This is a genomic window from Methylorubrum sp. GM97 (assembly GCF_024347855.1).
GTDB classification, from domain to species: domain Bacteria; phylum Pseudomonadota; class Alphaproteobacteria; order Rhizobiales; family Beijerinckiaceae; genus Methylobacterium; species Methylobacterium extorquens.
In genome coordinates, this window is record NZ_AP025942.1 from 5453478 (window position 1) to 5472957 (window position 19480).

General features: G+C 58.4%; 18 protein-coding genes, 1 tRNA gene and 1 pseudogene. 9 read left to right on the forward strand and 11 right to left on the reverse strand.

Translation table 11 applies throughout. The annotated features are described in order from the left end of the window. The first annotated feature begins 305 nt into the window (after positions 1-305). Positions 306-1178, forward strand: coding sequence for a Crp/Fnr family transcriptional regulator (locus MSPGM_RS25225; protein ID WP_003598282.1), 873 nt, complete (start codon positions 306-308; stop codon positions 1176-1178). A 49-nt stretch (positions 1179-1227) separates the two neighbouring features. Here MSPGM_RS25225 and MSPGM_RS25230 read toward each other — a convergent pair whose 3' ends face one another. Continuing rightward, positions 1228-3159, reverse strand: a complete 1932-nt coding sequence (locus MSPGM_RS25230) for a LuxR C-terminal-related transcriptional regulator (protein ID WP_003598283.1) — start codon at positions 3157-3159, stop codon at positions 1228-1230. 908 nt (positions 3160-4067) lie between these two features. Continuing rightward, positions 4068-4403 (reverse strand): hypothetical protein, encoded by a 336-nt coding sequence (locus MSPGM_RS25235; protein ID WP_158022425.1) that lies wholly within the window; start codon positions 4401-4403, stop codon positions 4068-4070. 103 nt (positions 4404-4506) lie between these two features. On the opposite strand from MSPGM_RS25235, the gene MSPGM_RS25240 reads away from it, so the two are divergent. From MSPGM_RS25240 to MSPGM_RS25255, 3 genes are all read left to right on the forward strand, one after another. After that, positions 4507-5100: a PAS domain-containing protein gene (locus tag MSPGM_RS25240; protein ID WP_015857677.1), complete on the forward strand. Its 594-nt coding sequence runs from the start codon at positions 4507-4509 to the stop codon at positions 5098-5100. Between the two features lie 593 nt (positions 5101-5693). Then, entirely contained in the window at positions 5694-6245 is a 552-nt protein-coding gene (locus tag MSPGM_RS25245; RefSeq protein WP_003598287.1) for a hypothetical protein, read from the forward strand. Between the two features lie 494 nt (positions 6246-6739). Continuing rightward, a complete protein-coding gene (locus tag MSPGM_RS25255; protein ID WP_015952957.1) occupies positions 6740-6913 on the forward strand; it encodes a hypothetical protein in 174 nt (57 codons plus the stop codon). 97 nt (positions 6914-7010) lie between these two features. Here the strand turns inward: MSPGM_RS25255 and MSPGM_RS25260 are convergent, their stop codons facing one another. The 4 genes from MSPGM_RS25260 to MSPGM_RS25275 all read right to left on the reverse strand — a co-directional run bounded on the left by MSPGM_RS25260 (position 7011) and on the right by MSPGM_RS25275 (position 10049). Beyond that, positions 7011-7214, reverse strand: a complete 204-nt coding sequence (locus tag MSPGM_RS25260) for a hypothetical protein (protein ID WP_043706847.1) — start codon at positions 7212-7214, stop codon at positions 7011-7013. Between the two features lie 326 nt (positions 7215-7540). After that, entirely contained in the window at positions 7541-7738 is a 198-nt protein-coding gene (locus tag MSPGM_RS25265) for a hypothetical protein (RefSeq protein WP_012255907.1), read from the reverse strand. A 219-nt stretch (positions 7739-7957) separates the two neighbouring features. Beyond that, on the reverse strand, positions 7958-8224 hold the full coding sequence (locus tag MSPGM_RS25270) for a hypothetical protein (protein ID WP_003598296.1): 267 nt from the start codon (positions 8222-8224) through the stop codon (positions 7958-7960). Positions 8225-8999: 775 nt separating this feature from the next. Next, on the reverse strand, positions 9000-10049 hold the full coding sequence (locus MSPGM_RS25275; protein WP_261926045.1) for a RelA/SpoT domain-containing protein: 1050 nt from the start codon (positions 10047-10049) through the stop codon (positions 9000-9002). A gap of 309 nt (positions 10050-10358) precedes the next feature. Between MSPGM_RS25275 and MSPGM_RS25280 the strand changes: the two genes are divergently transcribed. Further along, positions 10359-10916, forward strand: coding sequence for a recombinase family protein (locus MSPGM_RS25280; protein WP_261926046.1), 558 nt, complete (start codon positions 10359-10361; stop codon positions 10914-10916). Between the two features lie 45 nt (positions 10917-10961). Here MSPGM_RS25280 and MSPGM_RS25285 read toward each other — a convergent pair whose 3' ends face one another. After that, positions 10962-11171, reverse strand: coding sequence for a hypothetical protein (locus tag MSPGM_RS25285; RefSeq protein ID WP_261926047.1), 210 nt, complete (start codon positions 11169-11171; stop codon positions 10962-10964). Between the two features lie 182 nt (positions 11172-11353). Between MSPGM_RS25285 and MSPGM_RS25290 the strand changes: the two genes are divergently transcribed. From MSPGM_RS25290 to MSPGM_RS25300, 3 genes are all read left to right on the forward strand, one after another. After that, the gene (locus tag MSPGM_RS25290) at positions 11354-11587 is read left to right on the forward strand and encodes a hypothetical protein (RefSeq protein WP_261926048.1); all 234 of its coding nucleotides are present in this window, start codon (positions 11354-11356) and stop codon (positions 11585-11587) included. Between the two features lie 321 nt (positions 11588-11908). Beyond that, positions 11909-13435 carry an ADP-ribosylglycohydrolase family protein gene (locus MSPGM_RS25295; RefSeq protein ID WP_410007700.1) on the forward strand — a complete coding sequence of 509 codons (1527 nt, stop codon included), beginning with the start codon at positions 11909-11911 and terminating at the stop codon, positions 13433-13435. A 68-nt stretch (positions 13436-13503) separates the two neighbouring features. After that, positions 13504-14687, forward strand: a protein-coding gene (locus MSPGM_RS25300; RefSeq protein ID WP_209688052.1) for an IS3-like element ISMex5 family transposase whose coding sequence is annotated in 2 segments (ribosomal slippage) — positions 13504-13768 and positions 13768-14687 — 1185 coding nt in all. Because the reading frame shifts where the segments join, the coding sequence is not laid out codon by codon here. On the opposite strand, the gene MSPGM_RS25305 is transcribed toward MSPGM_RS25300, so the two are convergent. The 4 genes and pseudogenes from MSPGM_RS25305 to MSPGM_RS25315 all read right to left on the reverse strand — a co-directional run bounded on the left by MSPGM_RS25305 (position 14684) and on the right by MSPGM_RS25315 (position 18219). Then, positions 14684-16252: a bifunctional DNA primase/polymerase gene (locus MSPGM_RS25305; RefSeq protein ID WP_261926050.1), complete on the reverse strand. Its 1569-nt coding sequence runs from the start codon at positions 16250-16252 to the stop codon at positions 14684-14686. The genes MSPGM_RS25300 and MSPGM_RS25305 overlap by 4 nt on opposite strands. 486 nt (positions 16253-16738) lie before the next feature. Further along, a complete protein-coding gene (locus tag MSPGM_RS25310; RefSeq protein ID WP_261926051.1) occupies positions 16739-17665 on the reverse strand; it encodes a tyrosine-type recombinase/integrase in 927 nt (308 codons plus the stop codon). 159 nt (positions 17666-17824) lie between these two features. Beyond that, positions 17825-18064 (reverse strand): annotated as a pseudogene (locus MSPGM_RS25570) (hypothetical protein); the annotation flags it as partial. An 80-nt stretch (positions 18065-18144) separates the two neighbouring features. After that, positions 18145-18219: transfer RNA gene (locus MSPGM_RS25315), tRNA-Thr, on the reverse strand. Positions 18220-18501: 282 nt separating this feature from the next. Here MSPGM_RS25315 and rpsT point away from each other — a divergent pair. Then, entirely contained in the window at positions 18502-18768 is a 267-nt protein-coding gene (gene rpsT / locus MSPGM_RS25320; protein WP_003598297.1) for a 30S ribosomal protein S20, read from the forward strand. Positions 18769-19480: the final 712 nt, after the last annotated feature.

A 19480-nucleotide genomic window follows, 5' to 3' on the forward strand; every position in this document is an offset into this window, starting at 1 on the left:
GCCGTCGGGTCGGCTCTACAAACCGCGACGACGCGAGCCGGGCACGGCACGGCTGCCCGAGATCCACTTAAGTTATCGTGCCCGCGCGTTTGACGCTATCGCGGCCCGCCACTGAGATCTTGCCCCGCTCGGTGCCATAGAAAGTGACGCGAGCGTTTTAGATCGGAAAAGGCCTGCAACCCGCTTGCTTCGGTAACTACCTTAGGTAGGAAACAGATGCGGCCATGCGCGGAATGTCGCATGGGTGGCGAACTAGTCAGGCTGAGTACCAGAACCAAATGCGGCAGAAGCGATCGGATTGCCTCATGACCTCGCCGCTCGTGGCCGCATCCGGTCGAGCGCCACTTGACGAGGTGGGGACGGTCGCGTCTCAAGCCTTCGGACCTGTCTTTTCGGAGACGGCCCAGAGCGCGCGGATGGAGCAGCCGTTGCGTGATCCCTTGGCGCGCAAGCTTGCGACCTATGTGGATCTGACCCCTGGCGATTTGCTGGACCTGGAAGGATGGGCCGCAAACGGCCGCCGCTTCGCGGCACAGACGCCACTCTTGCACCAGTCCGACGTTCCGGAGAGCGCCATCCTGGTGCTCGATGGCTTTGCCTGCCGCTACAAGTTCCTGACGAATGGGCGTCGGCAGATCACGGCCTACCTTCTACCGGGGGACCTGTTCGAACTCGATCTCGATTTCCGCCTGCCGCTGGACTGCGCGGTCGGAACGCTGACCGCCTGCCAACTCGCTTTCATTCCGCGTGCCGACTACGAAGATCTCATCGGGCGACGTCCGCGGATCGCCCGCGCCCTGCAGATGGTTCGGCTCACCGAGGCGGCGACCCTGCGCGAATGGATCACCAATCTCGGCTCCCGGTCCGGCCCCGAGCGGCTGGCGCACTTCCTCTGCGAGATGCTGCTGCGCCTGCGGACGGCCGGTCTCGCCCCCGGTAATCAGTACAGCTTCCCCATCACGCAGGCCGATCTCGCCGACACACTCGGCATGTCGTGCGTTCACATCAATCGCGTCCTGCAGAAGCTGCGTCGCGACGGCCTGATCGAGCTCTCCGGCCGTAGGCTCACGATCCTGAAGCCCGAGGGGCTCAGGCTGCTGGCCGAATACGATGCGTCTTATCTGGAGCCGGCCGCGGTCCCGCTGCGGCCCTCCGCCATCGACAAACTCACCGCCTGACGCATTCTGCTCCGAAGCGGCGTCTCTCCCTCGTCCCTCCCCTCGCCCCTCATTGACTTTCGGTGGGCTGTACCCCGGCCCTGGCCGCCGTCAGCACCGCCTCCGGCAGGGTGCGCGCCCCGAGCGCTTCCATCACGCGGGCTCGGTGGATCTCCACGGTGCGCGGACTGAGGCCGAGTGCCCGGCCGATCGACTTGTTCGTGCCGCCTGCCAGCAATCCCTCCAGAACTTCCCGTTCTCGGGGCGAAAGGGCCGCGATGCGAAGCTTGGCGTCGTCATGTGCGTGGCTGCGCTCGGTGTCGGTGCGCAGTTCGGCCAACGCGGTCGAGACGGCGGTGAGGAGCACTGCCGGCTCGCACGGCTTTTCAAGGTAATCGACGGCGCCGGCCTTCATGGCGCGCACACCGAAGCCGACATCGCCCTGGCTGCGCCCGATCACGAGCACCGGCAGGGCAAGCCGGCCGGCCCTGAGCGCTTTCGCCACCGTGAGGCTCTCCGGTCCGGCGGTCTCGATGTCGAGAATGACGCAACCCGGCTGCAGGGCGCTTGCGACCTCCGCCAGCGCTGCGGCCTTCGCGAAGACCTGCACCTCGTAGCCAGCGCGTTGCAGCAGCCCAAGCAGCGCCCGTCGCGCGGCCGCATCCTCGTCCACGAGGTAGATCCGTGCGCCGGTGTGACCCGCGACATCTTCGGCGATGCCGCCCAGTTGGCGAACGCGGCCATCCTCCCTGGCGATCGGAAAGACTGTCTCACGGATCCGCCTCACAGCGCCGTCCGACGGGCGCAGGATGCGGTACTCCTGGACGACGGCCTCACCATCCCAGACCCGTTCGAGCGTGCGCTCAACGCTGTCGCGGTCGTCCGAATGGATCGTTTCAAGCCAGCTTTCGAGGGAGGGCAGCCGCTCCGGGGCGACGCCCCAGACACGCCGGAGGGCATGATTGAGGTAAGTCAGTCGGCGGCTCTCCAAGTCGGCGAGCCACAAGACGTTGGTCGAATGTTCGGCAAACCGCCGGAAGCGCTCGTCGCTCGCGCGCCGGGTTTCTTCCGCCTCGCGCTCTTCCTCGACGAAGAGGAGTACGGCCGGCTCCTTTCCGTTCCGGGTGCGTGCGTTGTCGGTCGTCCCCCGTAGAGGCACCCCGCTGATCCGTGTCCACCGCCCGGTTCCGTCATCCCCGCGGTGATGGAAGCGCGTGCGTGGGACGCGATCACCACGCAAGGCCCGTGCAAACGGATGATCGCGCGGATCGAGGACGGTGCCGTCGCCCGCATAGCCGGTCCAATGCGGGGCCGCATCGGGATCGGCACCGGGCACGCGGCCCTGTGACAGAAGAGGCTGCAGAATGGCATTTGCGACGAGGGCCTGACCGTCGGACCCGAACAGCCCAGCCCCGACCGGCAGATGCTCGATCAGAGCCCTCAACGGCTCGTTCCGCTCCCAAGATGCGAACTCCGCCTCCTCAAGCCGAGGGCGAGGGACTGGGGGCTGCCGCTGCGCGTCGAGGAGATGCCCGATCAGTTCGGAGAATTGCTGGAACAGGCCCGTGATCTCCGGGCGATCCAGAGCGGCGGGCTCCCTTCCGATGGCGCAAAGTGTTCCGAAGATCTCCCCATCCGGCATCGTGATCGGAAAGGACATGTAGCTGCGAAAGCCGAGAGACCCGGAACTCGAAAGTCCAAGCATCTCCGTATCCGGTCCGGCATCGTCGATGACGACCGGCCGTCGATGCCGCCGCACTTCCCAGCAGGGCATCGCGTCCGCCCGAAGCACGGTGTCCGCCTGAAGGCCGAAACCGGCGTCATCCCTGACTTGGCAAGCCAGCCACGTCTCGTCCGTCACCTGCGCCACGGCCGCAAAGCCCAGGCCCGTGGAGCGACAGACGATCTCGAGCATGGTCGGGATCGCCGCGATGCGCTTCGCTGCAGAGACATCAGTTGATCGGTCGGGGTTAGCGTCGAGGCCCGTCCCGGAGGAGTTCATTGGGTGAACTCCCGCTCCGATCCCATCACGGCATGCGATGTCGAACGAGGCATGCGTAAATCGAGGTGGATGACGGATATCTCCGCCCTTATCCAAACAGCCCCAACACGAAGTGAGTCAGTAAGCTCATAGTTTTGCCGATAGATAACTAAAGCGTCTCTGTTGATAATCATGTCGCATTTTCATTCTGCTAAACATTTTGAATTAAAATTATATCTAATTGTTTGTAGGTAAATCGCCGGCACGGCTTAAATTCTGTCGGAATTGAGTTGTTTCTTAGTGCCGGCGACTTCCTCCAAGGGAAGGGTCGTTGCAGTCCAAGTTCAGCGTGCTTTGACGAAAACGCATCACATGAGGAATCGTGCCAACTCATCCCGCGAGGAAACGGGTATAATGCGAACCAGGTCGATCGACGGGTCAGTGCGGATAGGAACAGCCCGGAATGGGGCTGGGTTGGACGACGCGCGTGTCGGATGCCCTGGGAATCGCCCTGGACCAAGGCTTGGCCCACACGGAATGAAAACTTGCCTCTGGCCCGAAGGGAGGCGGAGATTTCTGCCCGCCGACTGCTTGGACACGTCCTCGCGGCGCAGCCTTACAAGGTCACGCCGTCCGGTCCGGACGCGGAGTGTCCGCATCTTCTCGTACACGGCCGGAGTCATGAGCGACGTTGACGGGAGGATGTTGCGTTCAATCAGGTCGTTCGAAGCTGGACTTGCTCTATGAACGGTCGTCTCGTCCATCATGGCGACACGGTTCAAGACGATCGCGAAGTCCCTGCCCGGATGGTTTGCCTGGAACGCGGTGCAGAGTTTGGCGAGGTGGTCGCCCCGAACCAGACGAGAGGCGTAACGTTGCGTCGATAATACCGGATGCGCAGATAGGTCGAGGGTGGGAAGCAATCGGTATCAATCCGTAAAATGCGCCACGAGTAGCTGATCGACGAGAGCGGCGAGTGCATCACGCGCGGAACTTTCGTCATCGCGTTGCAGGAAGACTGAAACTCGTTCTTCCATCAAGTTCTGCTTCGAATCTTGTCCGATCCGGCGGATGACGGGTTTGCCCTGTATGTCGAGCATCAACAACCAGAGATTGCCGTCTGTATCTTCAGCGAGGGGCTGAAACTCTTTCGAAACCTCGAACGCAGCTACTGGAACGCCAAGCGCATCCGCGAGTTCTCGCAGGCGCATCGAATTTGTCATGGAAGTCAGCTGATTACAGCGCGAGGGAGAATCCGTGCTCATGCCCTACGACTTCCCCTTGCGCCCAAAACGCACAGTACGGAATCTGCCGGAGGTTTTTCCTTTAGTCGTCTACATATTTTAAGCGTCGCTTGGGTGTCACAGTATGCCGTATGATACAAAGCGATACTGGCTTGGATTTCTGCCGGATGCCTTGATTGCGTCTCAGGTTGGCATTTGGGAAACGGATTTCGCAAACGATCGCACCGTTGCTGACTCCATCACCGCTGCGTTGTTCGGTCTCGATCCAGTGCAGGCCGCAATAGGATTGCCTCTGGCGGCTTACACGAAAGCAATCCTCCCTGCTGACCAAGACGAGTTTTTTACCAACATCGATCGCGTCTGCGAGCAGGGCGGATTGTTCGTTGTTGAGTATCGCGTGTGCTCCGCCGAGCGTGGCGTGCGCTGGGTGCTGGCTCGGGGGCACTACAAGCGCAACACCCAAACTGGAAAAGTCCTCGGACGAGGCATCGTCGTTGATATCACCGAAGGTAAACTGAACGGGCAGGTGGAAGATCGCGCGCTCTTCGTCCGACCGAACCGGAACGAACCGCCGCTCGATCAGATCGCGACCTATGCCCTTCAAGCACGTCGTGCAGTTGATGACGTTGCAGGGCATGATGGGCCAGCTCTGCGGTCGGCCATCGACGGTCTACTTTGGGCAGTCGGGCGTGCACTTGCCAAACGTAGCCGTTTCTAAATATTTACTAACTCCTCGCGGTCATCTTCTGATCGAAGCGTTGGACCGCCTCCTCATTGAGCCGCATTCGAAGACCGGGCGATCGAAGACGGCCGCTGCAACGCGTGAGCAATTCATCACCTCCTCAGAGAGGTTCCTTTTGACCAGATCAGTCGCCGCTTGCTCGCCGAGTTCGTCGCCATTCGAAACGGAACCGGCGCGACCGATGCTACGATCCGGCAGCGCCGCGCAGTTCTGGCTCCGTATTGACGATCGCGATCCGCCAAGAACGGGCGGAAACGTCGCCGGTCATCGCGTTCAATAACCGTCCCTGACGCTGAGTCACCCTCGTACACGCTTCCTGCGCGGGAGGATGTGACCTGACTGGTCTTTTGGACTGGGCTGATACAGAGGCAATTTGCCGACCGCTGGCCAGACGAAGTCAGCGCAGCGGTCGTACACGCTGGTCAGACGAGATCGACGCGGCGGTCAGGCTCCATGCCCTGCATTCGCTCGGCGCTCAAGCTTTTCTCGGCACCTGTCGCAAATTTTTCGATCCCGAGCCGTCCGGGCCCGCCGCGCATGCCACCATCAGGATCACCACCATGATCTAAGTGCGTCAGCTCGCGGCGCGGGCGCTTGCCTGGGTTACATCTCCCGCTCTTGCCATCGAGGTCGCTATCGTCGGCCATAAGGCCATCATCCTGGCCTGGGGCGACTGGCTCGTCGCGCTGGCCGTGTCGCTGCGCGATCCAGTCGTGACGATCTTCTTGCCGATCACCGCGGCCTCGATCACCTGGGCCGTCCGCAAGGTCTACCCTTCGGCGGCTGTGTTCCTGTCGCAGCGCCGGGGCGAGATGAGGCTTGAGCGAGCTGTCAGCTACCGCCGCAAAGCAGTGAACGGTGCGGCTAGAGGAAAGACCCTCTTGGTCAACGTCGCGGTGCCGGTCATCGCGAAGGGCACGCAGTACGTCATCGACACCGCGCCGCCCGCGGTCATCAAGGCGGCCGGCGGTGCTGATGGCATCGCGGCCCGGATCTTCCGCAGGCTCGACCTCGACGACCACGCCAGCGAGGCAACCGAGCTCGTCCCGGCTCAGGAGCAGGTCGGCGCGGGCGCGGTGGATGCCGACGAGCTGCATCGCACAGACAAAATGACCGAGTGATCAGCAGGAGGCGCGCATGCCCGGGTCGATTGCCAGCGCCCGACGTGGCTCGTGGGCGCGATGGCCTCCTGCCGTGCCCGCTCCGGACACGGCAGCGTCGTGCCGGCGCGGGCGGGTCTCGCGCCGCAGCGGCGGCCTTGGACGACGTTCGAAATGCGCACGCCGCGCTACACGAATCAGGTGGATGAATAGCCGGTCGCGCACAGCTGACCGTATCGTCTTTCAGCCTCGCCAGCGGCGACGAAGCTTCGGTGTTTGCTGCTCGCACGCTACGAACCGGCCCGCAATCAAATGTTGCGGAAAATATCTTGCTGATGGGCGTGTGATCTCAATATTGGCGACCACCAGAGATCTGTCATGCGATGCGAATATCATCCTTCTAACATTTGTCGATTCGCGATTATTGTATTGACTCGACCAAAAAGTAAGGATTTTTCTATGCACGACGCCTTCGCTCTCCAGTGAACGGCGCGTCAGCCTGCCGGGAGGCATGCATGAGGAAAGCATTCACGTTCGCAGCAGCATTCGCTCTGGCCGCCGCAGCTTTCACGATCACAATGCTCACGGCGCCGCCGGTGACCGAAGCGCGGCCCGTCTCTTCCATCGACACTTACAGCCTGACGGTAAATGCAGCGCCTCAAGAGGACGCCGCATTCGACGCGAACTGAAAACCCGTCGCATCTGATAGCGAGATCGCTATTTAGCGGATCCTGCTTGGCGCGCCCGGAGCTGGAAGGTCGCCGGACGTGTCTAGCAGCTTCAATCCTACTGTTCGGCCGCTTGCGTGGCGAACTCCCAAGTCGGGACGCCAACAGGTGCGCCGGGCGTGTTCCGGCATCCGCTCACATGGCCGAACAGGATCCGGTTCGGCGCGATGCCGATCGCCTGGTTCCCGCCAGTGGTCTTCACCTCAGACCAGCCGACACGCAACGTGCCGTGCTCGGGATGGACTCCGAAGACCTGTGGCACGGTCCACACCTACGGCCCCGGCGCCGAACGCGTTCAATGACGTCGGTGCAGGCCTCGTGGGTGTTCGCTCAGGCAGTGTGCCGAGATATCGCCATGGCGAGGAGTTGGGGCGCAGGGCGCCGACGGCTTTGCGCCACTCGGCGGCTTGGGGCGGAAGCGCGCTCGGGGCGAGTTCGGGAAAGAACATCCTGGCGGCCGGCTGACGGTGGGGCCGACGGCATGGGGACGCGGGATTGCCTTCGGCTTACCGACCCGTCGCGTTCATGCCACGGCGCGGTTCTCAAGCCCGCAGGCTTCCCGTGGAAGGGACAGCTCTGGCGCGGCTGCTACTGCTTCTCCATCGAACCCACGAACCGTTCTCGAGCCGCTTCCAGCCTATCCTGCTGTTGAGTTGCGCCGAGCGTAAGCATTGACCCGGAAGGATGCGTGTGCCGTGTCAGCTCCAGCATTCTTTCGACAGCCTCTGCAATCTCGACCAGCAATCGATCCCGGTTCCACTCGTGCTCTCGCTCGGCTTCAGTCATCGTTGGCTCCCGAAGATACTGGCTTGGGCGCTGAGCCCTCCTCAACGTGGAGCGGGACAAAAGCGTTCTACGCGCTGTGAAAGTGGCGAAATCTTCTCGCGACGTGTCTACCAGCCATCGCGCGAGAACGAGGCTTAGCCGATGCTCTCTTCGCCGATCGATAGCGAGAAGTCAGGGCCGGGCTCGAAGGTGTATGCCGGACCTTGGCATCAAGGTCGGTCACGCCTTCTGCGCCCGTACGAGTAGGATCGCTCCGCGCGTCAGGCTTGGACTGCTCTTGGGACTGGCTATGACTGAACTCGCCCAGCCGTGCTCAGCGACGGCCGCGGCGAGGTCGAGACCGTAGCCGTCGGCGTTCGGGTGAGTGATGGTGCCAGAATCGGCGCGGTGCGCGTCGACTGCCGCGTTCACCTGATCGTCGGCGACGGCCTTGGCCTTGAAGAGTTCGCCGGCGGTGGGGATTCGGCGTGTCGCAAACCCGTGCACGGGTTCGGTGCTGGGTGCTCAGGTTTCTGAGAACCTCAGAGCACTCCACAAAACGACAGCGATGTCATTGAGAAGAATGGTGCTGCGAGAGAGGATTGAACTCTAACAAAACCATCCAAACAACAGTGCATAGGACAACCTGATGCACCGTATTGTGTGAGAGTGCTGTGCATCCGTCAAGCGGACCTAATGCAACGTCATTATGATATTCATTGCGCTCTGTTCGCAGGCCCGCAGACAACCCGTATCTCGATAATCGCAAGCGACATTTCGATGCATGTTATTGGAATGGAGAAACAACTGCTGAGCTTGGAAGGAGGACTCATCATTTGTTGTTTCAATTTGAGGCTGCATCAATATCTCGACTGTTGCCTTCGGAGGGACGCCAAATGTAGCTTCCTCGAAAGGTAGGCAACCATCCTGCTCCACAATCACGTTTATGATCAACATGTTACGAGGTTAACATACTTCAACGGTGGCGGCGGATCAATCAGGTAAATCGACCGGCTATGCTCCCTAAACAGTGATTTGTGACGCTTCGTGACGACTTGAAAGAGAAGGTGAGGTTATGATGAGGAGGACTCGAACCATCATTTTACTGTTGATTCGAAGCTAAGAACGACCTGATGGACCATATTGTGCTAGAGCTTAGTGTATCCGCCAACCGAACCTGATTGATCGTCCTCGGAACACTATCGGAAGTTTATGCCATAGCTCGGACTCGGGGCCTGGCCTTAAAATGCGTCTTTGGGTCCCCTTTGAGCTTCTCCGGGCATCACTGAGCAGCAGCACGTCGCGGAGCAAGAATTTTTCGGCCTGAATCAAGGTACTTCAAAAAATCTCCCACGTCAGAGAAGTAATTCCGGAACGCATCTCTGATGGCCTCTGGTGTTGCCGAGCGCACTAAAACGATGTCTGCTGTTCCGGCAAATTCCTTTTCAAGAGCTTCATAGCGGGTGATTGCACGATTCAAGCTATCGAAGGTTTCGGTCATAAGCGGTCGGCGCTCACTAGACGTATCTAAGTCAAATATTAGAATCGTATTCATCTTGAGTCGGAGATGACCAGAGGTTCCCTGTAGATTCCTGAAAGCTAATATGAGCCCGGTTCGTTTATCGGCCCTCCTAAACTCCTCGAGTAGTTTCTCGTTACTAAGATCACTTAAACATGAGGCTCCGCCTTCGTGGGCCCGAGCCATTATTTCGCTTGCGAGTCTAAAAAATGATCTATGGTGCTGGTCCGCCTCATCGAACTTAATGCGGCTTGTATTGATAAGGTCAGCAACCTCAACTGCTGTAGCCCAAGCGTGTTGAACTCGCGTCCGGTATTGAATTTCAATCTGTAAGCCGTTCCACCTTTCACCCTTCAAAGAACTGGACCGATACTCGTACACATCATGAATGCCACGGTATCCTGTCTCTTTGGGCTTCTGTACATAGTTATATCTGTCGTTATCCCTTGTCTTTAAAAGATGCTCGAATTTTGCCCGATGGAAGGAATCTCGAAACTCGTTCAAACCATCTTGGTCTTTGAAAATCAGCCTACTGCCGGCCACATCATGCATCAGGTGTAATTGCATATTCGGTTCGCGTCTAAGTTTATCAAATATCGTATGCCTGCGCTTCAACCGCTGTGCGACCACAACGTCCTTCCCCCGCGATCTTAAGCGTAGATTCGCATTAAATGTATTCATTATGTATGTATGAGAGGCGCGGAAGTTTTCGAGTACGGCAACATCTTCAGCAGTATGCTGATTATCGCGTATCCGCTTGCCGGCAGCTCTGATTCTTGACCTAGTAAACTGAGGATTGATCCAATGAACCATCTTCGACTCTATACAATTAATTGTTGACTAATTCCGGACATCTATGGTTGATGACCAGCTGACGTTCGAAAGTGCCCGTATGCTCTGACCATCATCAACGCGTCTCGTCGGCTCAAAGGAATAACTCATTGGCCTGCGTTAGGCGAGATGCCTGCGTATCGGCAGCCTCTCCCCAATTCATAACAACAGAGTGCACCGTAAGGTGACGTAACATCACCTACGATCCTGCCTAAGCGTGAGCGTAACATCAGGCTTGCCTTGCGTTCAATGTTACGGCATTGTCACCGGGTCTAGAGCTTGGAGTGACGCTTGGCGAGGATCGGATACGCACGGTGCAGTTCGGAGGATCAATCCCTCGACATTCAGATAGAACGGCTCAAGGCGGAAGGATGCCAGCCGATCCGATCAGAGAAGGTATCAGGGGCTTCGCGGGATGGTCGCACGGAACTGGCCGCTATCCTCGACTTCGTCCGTGATGGTGATGAGTTGGTGGTCGTCCGCGCTGATAGGCTTGGCCGTGATACGCGCGACGTTCTCAACATCGTCCACGAACTGGATCAGCGCGGCGCTTACCTGACTGTCCTCGATCCACATGTTTCAACCCGCGGTGAAAGCGGGAGGATCGTGCTTACCGTTCTTGGGATGGTGAGCCAGATGGAACGCCGCTTCATCCTCGAACGTCAGCGGGAGGGCATTCAGGCCGCAAAGGCGAAGGGCGTCTATAGGGGCGGCACACGACGGCTGGATCGAGAAAAGGTACTAGCGATGAAGGCCGAGGGTCATGGTCCGGCCGCCATCGCAAAGACTCTCGGATGCTCGCGGATGCAGGTCTATCGGATCATCGGCTCGGAAGTGCAACTATCATAGTGCAGCTTCCGGCCTTGGTGGCTCGAGTGGAATGGTTGTGACTGACTAATTGCCTGATCTCCGCACGAACACGGACTTTCCGTCAGATTGTTCGGTGTCGGAAATCAGCGAATCGAGAGAGCTTCGAACGATCTCAATTGCGTCGATGCCCTTCTCGCCGGCTTCCTTCTCGACGGCCGCACGCTCTTCCGCTCCAAGTCCTTCAAGAACGGCTCGGGCAACCCCAACGGAAGCGTTCTTGTGATGCTCGGCCATACGATCCTCCACAATGCGTCTGGAAGCGATACCGCCGTCAGATGCCTAGGTCCAATCCGTGTGTGAATGATTGTGTCGCGATGGGCATTCGCGCCATGCGTGACCCTTGTCGCCATCGAAACATCAACGTCTGTCGGTCGATGGCTCCTATAGGTGCAACGGCTACCAGGCGTGAGTGTCAGATGGAAGGTATCGCGAAGGCCGAAGCCGAAGGCGTGTTCAAGGGTCGCAAGCCATCCATCGCCGCCGAACGAATAAGGGAATTAGCGGCGGGGATGGTCGGCATGACTAAATGGTTGGGAGGTCTGGCGCCTCAATGCTTCTTCACATGTCGGGACGTCGTTCATCTGCACAGACAGCGAAAGATTGAATCACGGAAATGTGATTTTAATCTTAAAGTTGTTGGGCGCGGATGAAATGTCGCCACAGGTTGAACTTTCGTGTGCCGCAGCAGTTTTCCTGACAGGAAAAATCTTGTCGAAATCGGAAAGCAAATGCTGCTAAGAGTCCTTACGTTCCTTGCTGCGCTGTGTTCTCTCTACATTGTCCTCGAGTTGATGCATGTAAATCTTTATATGATTATGTGGATCGTGCTTCTCAGTGCGGGCCCTCTAAGCTATATAACGTTCCGCGACAACGACGCACGAAAAAATGATAGTCTATAGCGCCAATGGCTGGGCGCAGCGCACACCTTGGAGATTATAAACTTCCGTGTCATTGTGGATACGGAGGCAGACATGACTGGAGATAAACATCAGACGTTTCTTGCAGTGTTCGATCATCCTGGTCGGCATGCAGAGCGAACCAGCCTTAGCCATCCTTTGCAGATAGCTAGAATTGCTACTGGCGCCGGTTTCGGAAGCATTGGAGTTACATTCTGCCCGGGCAAGTATCAGCCGGATTCAGTAACTGGCTCGTGGTCCCGCGATCTTCCAACCGATATCAAAGCCATTTGCGATTGGGGAGCTACCGTGCTCGTCACCCTGATCGAAGGTCACGAAATCGAAGCCCTACAGGTTGGGGGACTCGAGGTCGAATGCCGGCGCCACGGTATAGAGTGGTTGCACCTGCCGATCCCGGATGTTTCGACCCCCACTGACGAGTTCGAAGCAGCATGGTCGACGGTCGGCGAAGGTGTCCGGTCACGCCTTCGGAACGGCTTTAACGTCGTCGTTCATTGTAAAGGTGGGCTAGGTCGCGCGGGAACCATCGCAGCGAGGCTTCTGGTCGAGCTTGGTGCCGACCCTGAGGATACCATTCAGAGGGTTCGTGAGGCCCGCCCAGGCGCTATCGAGACAGTTGAGCAGGAACGTCACATCCACTGTGCCCGGCCGATTCCTGAACGTCTCCCATCAACGTCTCTGGACGCGATCCGTGACCGTGCCCTGGGTGCCCTAGTCGGCTTGGCCGTTGGCGACGCTATCGGAACGACTGTAGAGTTTCGGCACCGTGGGACGTTCGATCCCGTTACGGATATGGTCGGCGGCGGTCCCTTCGATCTGAGGCCGGGTGAATGGACTGACGACACTTCCATGGGGCTGGCGTTAGGCGAGAGCCTGATCGTGTGCGACGGCTTGGACGAACGCGACCTGCTCGAACGGTTCCTTCGGTGGTTCCATGATGGTGAGAACTCGGTAAAGGGCTACTGCTTCGATATCGGGAATGCGACCGCTGCGGCACTACGGGCGTTCTACGAAACAGGTGCTATCCATGTTGCATCGGCGGATGCCCGCAACGGTGGCAACGGCTCGATCATGAGACTCGCGCCGGTTGTTCTGAGATTCTGGAACAACCCTGACAAGCTCCGTGATGCTGCTCGACGGCAGTCGGCAACGACTCACCCTGCCGCAGAGCCCGTAGACGCTTCCGAAGCTCTCGCGATGATCCTTGCCAACGCGATCAGTGGAATGCCGCTCACGGACCTTCTGAGCCAATCCTACGGCCCATATACCCCGAACGTGCAGGCGATCGTTGATGGATCGTGGCGTGGCAAGCGCCGGGATGCGATCCGTTCATCCGGCTATGTGATCGACACGTTGGAAGCCGCCATATGGTCTTTGGCGGGTTCGGGTTCGTTCGAGGAAAGCGTCCTACGGGCCGTGAACTTAGGCGACGACGCTGACACGGTTGGTGCCGTTTGCGGTCAGCTTGCAGGCGCCTTCTTTGGTCTGTCAGGCATCCCCGAACGGTGGCGGAAGCGTTTGGCCTGGAATGATCGAATCGAGGGCTTAGGGGACCGTCTGTTCACGGAGAGCGTTCGATGAGTGTGATCCGCCCCCACTGAAGTGGTCCGCCCTGAGGTATGGCTTTTGAGCCAGATGAGGACGGACAGATGGGAACGAAGCGGCACAAGCCGGAAGACGTGGTCGCCAAGCTGCGGCAGGTGGATGTTCTGGTCTCGCAGGGCCAGAGCGTGGCGGAGGCGATCCGGGCCATCGGCGTGACGGAAGTGACCTACTACCGCTGGCGCAAGGAGTACGGCGGCCTGAAGAGCGATCAGGTTCGACGGATGAAGGACCTGGAGGTTGAGAACCAGCGGCTGCGCAAGGCGATTGCGGATCTCACCCTCGACAAGCTGATCCTGCAGGAGGCCGCTCGGGGAAACTGACCAGCCCCGCGCGCCGACGCGCCTGCATCGCGCATGTCATGAACGTCCTAGACGTCTCCGAGCGCCGCGCCTGTCGGGCGCTCGGGCAGCATCGCTCGACGCAGCGCAAGGTGCCGCGGGGAAGAGAGGATGAGGCCGCGCTGACAGCCGACCTCGTGGAACTGGCTCGCCAGTACGGGCGCTACGGCTACCGGAAGATCGGTGCATTGCTGAAGGCGGCGGGCTGGTTCGTCAACGACAAGCGGGTCGAACGGATCTGGCGGCGCGAGGGGCTGAAGGTCCCGTCTCGGCAGCCCAAGCGCGGCCGCATCTGGGACGGGGATGGTTCCTGCCTGCGATTGCGGGCGGAGCGTCGCGATCACGTCTGGTCCTACGACTTTGTCGAAGCCCGCACGCACGAGGGCCGCAAGTTCCGGATGCTGAACGTGGTCGATGAGTTCACGCGGGAGTGCCTAGCGATCCGCGTCGCACGCAAGCTGAAGGCGGCGGACGTGATCGACGTGCTGTCCGACCTGTTCATCCTGCGCGGCGTGCCCAGCCATATCCGCTCGGACAACGGTCCGGAGTTCATCGCCAAGTCCGTGCAGGCCTGGATCACCGGTGTCGGCGCCAGAACAGCCTACATCGCACCCGGCTCGCCATGGGAGAACGGTTACGTCGAGAGCTTCAACGCACGACTACGGGACGAGCTTTTGAACGGTGAGATCTTCTACACGCTCAAGGAGGCGCAGATCGTGATCGAGAGTTGGCGTCTACACTACAACAGCGTGCGCCCGCACGCCTCGCTCGGCTACCGACCACCGGCCCCGGAGGTGTTCGTGCCGGCCTTCACCGCTTGGCCGGCTGCGCTCACTCGGTCGGCTCCGCCGGCCAAGCGACCCGTGGAGCAAAGGCCGACCCTGCACTAACTTAGAACTTGGACCACCGCGTGGGGGCCGATCAGTCCATTGAGAGAAGCGATATCGTCTGTCTTGTCGCTCCCGAACTTCGACGCCATCAACGAGTTCGACGGGATAGAAGTGCCATAGTCGCCCATCAACTCTTGGATAATCTTGAGGAACGTTGACTTACCATTCGCCCCCGATCCGATAGCTACGAACATGCATTGACCAGCAGTGCTTCCAGTCAACGTATACCCAACTGCCCTCCTGATAAAGTCGATCTTCTCTTTATCTGCGTCGAATACTTGCCTTAAAAACTCGACAAACAACGGGCATCTAGCTTGACTATCATAGTTGGTTCCAAGGCGGCGCGTGATGATACAGGAAGGCTCCACCAGCTTACCAGCCCTCAGATCGAGGACACCATTTCCACAGCCTACGAAGTACGGATCGGTGTTGAACTGAGACGACGAGATACGAAGGTTCGACCTCGATACATCTACGATAGCATTGATCCGAGCAATTGACTGCGCTGATTTGAGTTTCTTAGCCTCTTCGTAGTTCGTCACATCAGCATCGAATGACTTCACATAATCCATGACAGTTCCCTTGACGGATGCCAGGGAAGCAGGTTCATAGACATCATTCAGTCGCTGATAAAATCGTTCTTCGTCGTCACAGAAGATAAGATCATCTCCGATGTGGTCGCAGAAATCTTGCCCACTCTGTAGATCGGTCGTAATACTCGGCAGCTTCTTCGGCTGTTGAGTTAAAGCGTTGCGTTCAGGCTCCGCGCTCACCATCAGCCATTTAGAAATAGCCACCATGATACGATAATCGATAAGCTGATCTAGATCGCCCCTCCATGCCACCTTGTTACCAGATTCGAGATCAATGTAGCTGTCTCGAACGCATTCAACTCTATCCACAACATCGTCATCGTTCATGTATTCTGCGACAGCCTCGATTAGTCGCGTGAAGGTTCCCTGATCGATGCGCTTATGAGCAGCCCATCCGCCGAGAGCGAGCGCCAAAGCGTGCCTGCTTCCTTCTTTCCAGAACTCGCTCAGAACGGTTCCAGCAGAGATTAGACCACACTGACGCTCAAGGGTGGCCCAATCAGTTTCGAAGGGTTCCGGCAATGAGTAACCTTCGAAACGGATGATCGACCCATCTTCGTAGATCGACCCAGGCAGGACGGTCTGACTGTTATTGCCCCGGAGCTCTACAATCACCTCTCCGGATACAGGGTGCTTGAATCTCAACGTGCTACTGGGATCATGAACCCGATACAGGTAATGGCTTGCCGGGTTATCATCGCGTCCGAACACACGAGTTTCGGTGTTTAGCAATTTAGCCCCAAGCGACACCGCAGCATCACAGTCAAGATCAACATCAACAATGCCGTTAGATGCAGAACCGAGTTTGATGCCAATGTTGTAATGCTCAGGAAAAGTTCCATGAGCCTCGATATCTCCGATGCCAAGAGTGATGCCTATCCAGTTTTTTAGCTTCGGTTTCTTGGTCCGCGGTTTCAGTATGGTGATGTCATAACCGCATTCAATGTAGGTCGAGGGCGTAATGGTATTCAATCTGATCTCCCAATGAGTGATAATAAAATCTCTGCAAGCGCAATCGTTCTATCCCCGCCGCTTCTGTCCGACGCGAATTTGATTTTGCTTGATGATTTGGTTGCTCAAGTTGTCTTCGCAGTTCTGTTTGCGTCGACCGTCTTGTTATGACCTAGATGATGATAAAGGTCTATATTCAATAAAATCTATGTGCTAAGTTTTAATTCGATGCCTTGCCCTTGGATATCATGGATCATTGTGTTAAGATGCTTGATAGAACGAATTTTGTTTGAGGTCAGGCATACCAGTTGGTGGTTGCTGACATTAAAACCATCGATGGCATTATCCGCTTACACCAATGCGTGAAGCGAGCGCACTATTATAGTGAGCCTGCACAGAAATCAGCGCTTGTTGGCAGCTTGGCGATTTGCGATTCAAGGAGAATTCTCTTCATTATAAGGCTATAGTATTAATATCTTGCCGAAATTTCATCGTAACTAATCGCATTCAATGAATATTATATGCTGGAAATCTATTCATTGCATCACTAAGCATTGAAAGTGAAGGCGTCTCATATCTTCGCCCGACCGATGCGACTCGATGACCGGTGATAGCGTCTCGCAATCGTTCTTCTATCCCTGCGCCGAGTGCCCTTGTCTTGAATGTGTGTCGCCAGCCGTGGTTGGGATCGACGGCAGGATCAAGATTTACAGTGGCTCGAACCCACTTCGCGACTGCTTTCGCTTGTTGCTCTGCGGGAGAAGTCTCTGCATTCGCCTTGTGTCGCTTGAAGTCGTAAAACAGCGGTCCGCCCATTGACGCTTCCACGAATGCCAGAAACCCTTGTTCGATTAGGTGGTTATGGAGTGGAACAGTGCGAGGTTCGCCAGTCTTTGTGATGCGTAAGTCCATAACGGGAGTGCCACCCTCGATGCGGACGTCCTGTCTGGCAAGACTAGTTAATTCAGCGATCCGCGCTCCTGAGTAGGCTGCCAACCACGGGCACCACCGTCGCACAGCCGAGCGGGTGATGTTGTCATGATCCTGCGCCACCGCGGAAGCCGCTCTCAGGATGGCGGTAATCTCGTGCTCTCGGAACGTTCTTTCACGTTGTGCGACGATGCGAGGTTCGTCCAAACTAAGGCCCCTGGCCGGATTATGAGGTAGAATCTGTCCACCTGATCGGCCAGTCGCCCATTGAAGGACTGAACTGACCGCCACCAAATCGTTTTTGTTGATCGAACGCGGTGAGACGCACTCGGCATCACGGCGATGCTCGGCCCAAACGAAAAGATCGTCGGCATTGAGGCTTCGAGCGTCGCGCTGGCGGGTAAAGGCGCCTAGAGAGCGGAAGCTGGCACGATACCGTTTGATGGTGTTCCCTGCCCTCTTGTCGGCATTGTAGGCCGCCCATCGTTCGAACAGGTCGTTCACGGTTAGAGATGCCGTCTCTGAGACGGACACCGTTTGGATCAATGCGCGTTCGACAGTGAGGGCTATCGGTTGAAGCAGCGTCGCCCGGTCATGCTCACTCCGACCGACATCAGCGTCACTCTCATCGAAGTGTGGAGTGGGAGCCACGCGTTGCTCCTGCCAGAATCGCTTAAGGGCGCCATCCGCAATTGAATGACGGTGACGTGCCTCTCTCGGCTCTTTGGTCCGCAATGATGCTTGGACGATCGGACCGACGGTTATGGACGCCCACGTATCGCCGATGGGGAGGCTGACCGACCATCCCTGCAAGCGTCCGACGAGATCGAGGGGCGTTCGCTGCCGTAGATGGAAAACGCCCGTCCTAGGGTTCTTCCACGGTCGCGCGATTCTGAGTGACAATGTGTGAGACCGCTGTGTGAGAGTGCGGTCATCCTCAGCGTGTCGTTCGCCCTAACCTACTGATATCGTTAGGAGAAGAATGGTGCTGCGAGAGAGGATTGAACTCTCGACCTCCTCATTACCAATGAGGTGCTCTACCACTGAGCTACCGCAGCGCGGTGCCGGGGGGCGATGCCGCCGCCGGACTGGAGGGGCATTAGCCGATCGAATTTCGCTTGGCAACGCTCTTCCGTCCCACAAAATGCGTGAGCGGCAAGATCGAGCGACGGCGTGACGATTTGTTGACGGACCATGGGGGTGTCGCTATAGAGCAGCCACCACGTCCGGCCGCAGCATTGCGCCCGGTCTTTTCGCCTTTGCTTATCATCAGGCTGCGCTGACCGACACCGGATGCTCCGGGCCGAGTTCTTGCCGCCACGACCAGACGAGGATGCCCCATGGCCAACACCGTGTCGGCCAAGAAGATGACCCGCAAGATCGCCAAGCGTACGGCGATCAACCGCTCGCGCCGTTCGCGGATGCGTACCTTCGTCCGCAAGGTCGAGGAGGCGATTGCGTCCGGCGATCAGGGCCAGGCCCTCACCGCCCTCCGCGCCGCCGAGCCGGAGATCATGCGCGCTGCCCAGAACGGCATCGTTCACAAGAACAATGCCTCGCGGAAGGTTTCCCGCCTGGCCGCCCGCGTGAAGGCCATCGCTGCCTGATCGGACTGCGACGGCTCCCGGCCTTCCGAATGGAAGGCTTCTGGGAGCCCCGCTCGATATGATGCTGCTTTCAGCCCGGCCGCTCAGGCCGGGCTTTTTTTGTGCCCGTGCGCCGCGCGAATCGTCGTGCACGGCCATAGCTGGTTATGGCTGCGCGGTGGAATTCCCCCTCCCCCGCACGGTGCCGCCGCCATCCGTGCTCAGAAGCTCTCCGATTGCCCATCGTCTTCACGCTAGGGATGGCCGCGCAGCGAAGGGGCGGTGAGAAACGCTCAGCCAAGCGCGCCTCGCCGCGCTCGGGATCAGGCGCCGCGCTGGGATTCGATCGGTCGCGGTTGTGCACCGACCGGTGATGCTTCTCCACAGTTCGCGCCAGGTTATCCCGAATCGACGCTTGCACCTGCCTGTTCAGGGGCCCGTGAAGGTTTCGTTAACCATGCGGAAAGTGCTTTCCATTGCGTGGTGCCACGCCGGCCGTGTAGCTTAACAAAACGTTGCCGATTGAGCGGCTCGACAAGTTCAGCACCGGCACCCCCAGAGTCGTCCCCAAGTTGCGGGCAGGCCTTCGACTCTTCGGTCCCGGCCTGACGACTCTGTGGGCGCGAAGATGTTTTCCCCGATCGTCCCGCTGTTAGGAGAACGATAGAGGATTGTTGATACACAGCCATCTTTAGCGATGGGCCGCGACGCCGCTCTTGACAGCGCCGCGGCC

Coding starts and splice junctions, on each gene's coding strand:
- MSPGM_RS25265 (WP_012255907.1), bottom strand. CDS start 7,738: ATGACTGAAGCCGAGCGAGAGCACGAGTGGAACCGGGATCGATTGCTG.
- MSPGM_RS25235 (WP_158022425.1), bottom strand. CDS start 4,403: ATGAGCACGGATTCTCCCTCGCGCTGTAATCAGCTGACTTCCATGACA.
- MSPGM_RS25255 (WP_015952957.1), top strand. CDS start 6,740: ATGAGGAAAGCATTCACGTTCGCAGCAGCATTCGCTCTGGCCGCCGCA.
- MSPGM_RS25240 (WP_015857677.1), top strand. CDS start 4,507: ATGCCGTATGATACAAAGCGATACTGGCTTGGATTTCTGCCGGATGCC.
- MSPGM_RS25275 (WP_261926045.1), bottom strand. CDS start 10,049: ATGGTTCATTGGATCAATCCTCAGTTTACTAGGTCAAGAATCAGAGCT.
- MSPGM_RS25290 (WP_261926048.1), top strand. CDS start 11,354: ATGGAAGGTATCGCGAAGGCCGAAGCCGAAGGCGTGTTCAAGGGTCGC.
- rpsT (WP_003598297.1), top strand. CDS start 18,502: ATGGCCAACACCGTGTCGGCCAAGAAGATGACCCGCAAGATCGCCAAG.
- MSPGM_RS25295 (WP_410007700.1), top strand. CDS start 11,909: ATGACTGGAGATAAACATCAGACGTTTCTTGCAGTGTTCGATCATCCT.
- MSPGM_RS25230 (WP_003598283.1), bottom strand. CDS start 3,159: ATGAACTCCTCCGGGACGGGCCTCGACGCTAACCCCGACCGATCAACT.
- MSPGM_RS25285 (WP_261926047.1), bottom strand. CDS start 11,171: ATGGCCGAGCATCACAAGAACGCTTCCGTTGGGGTTGCCCGAGCCGTT.
- MSPGM_RS25225 (WP_003598282.1), top strand. CDS start 306: ATGACCTCGCCGCTCGTGGCCGCATCCGGTCGAGCGCCACTTGACGAG.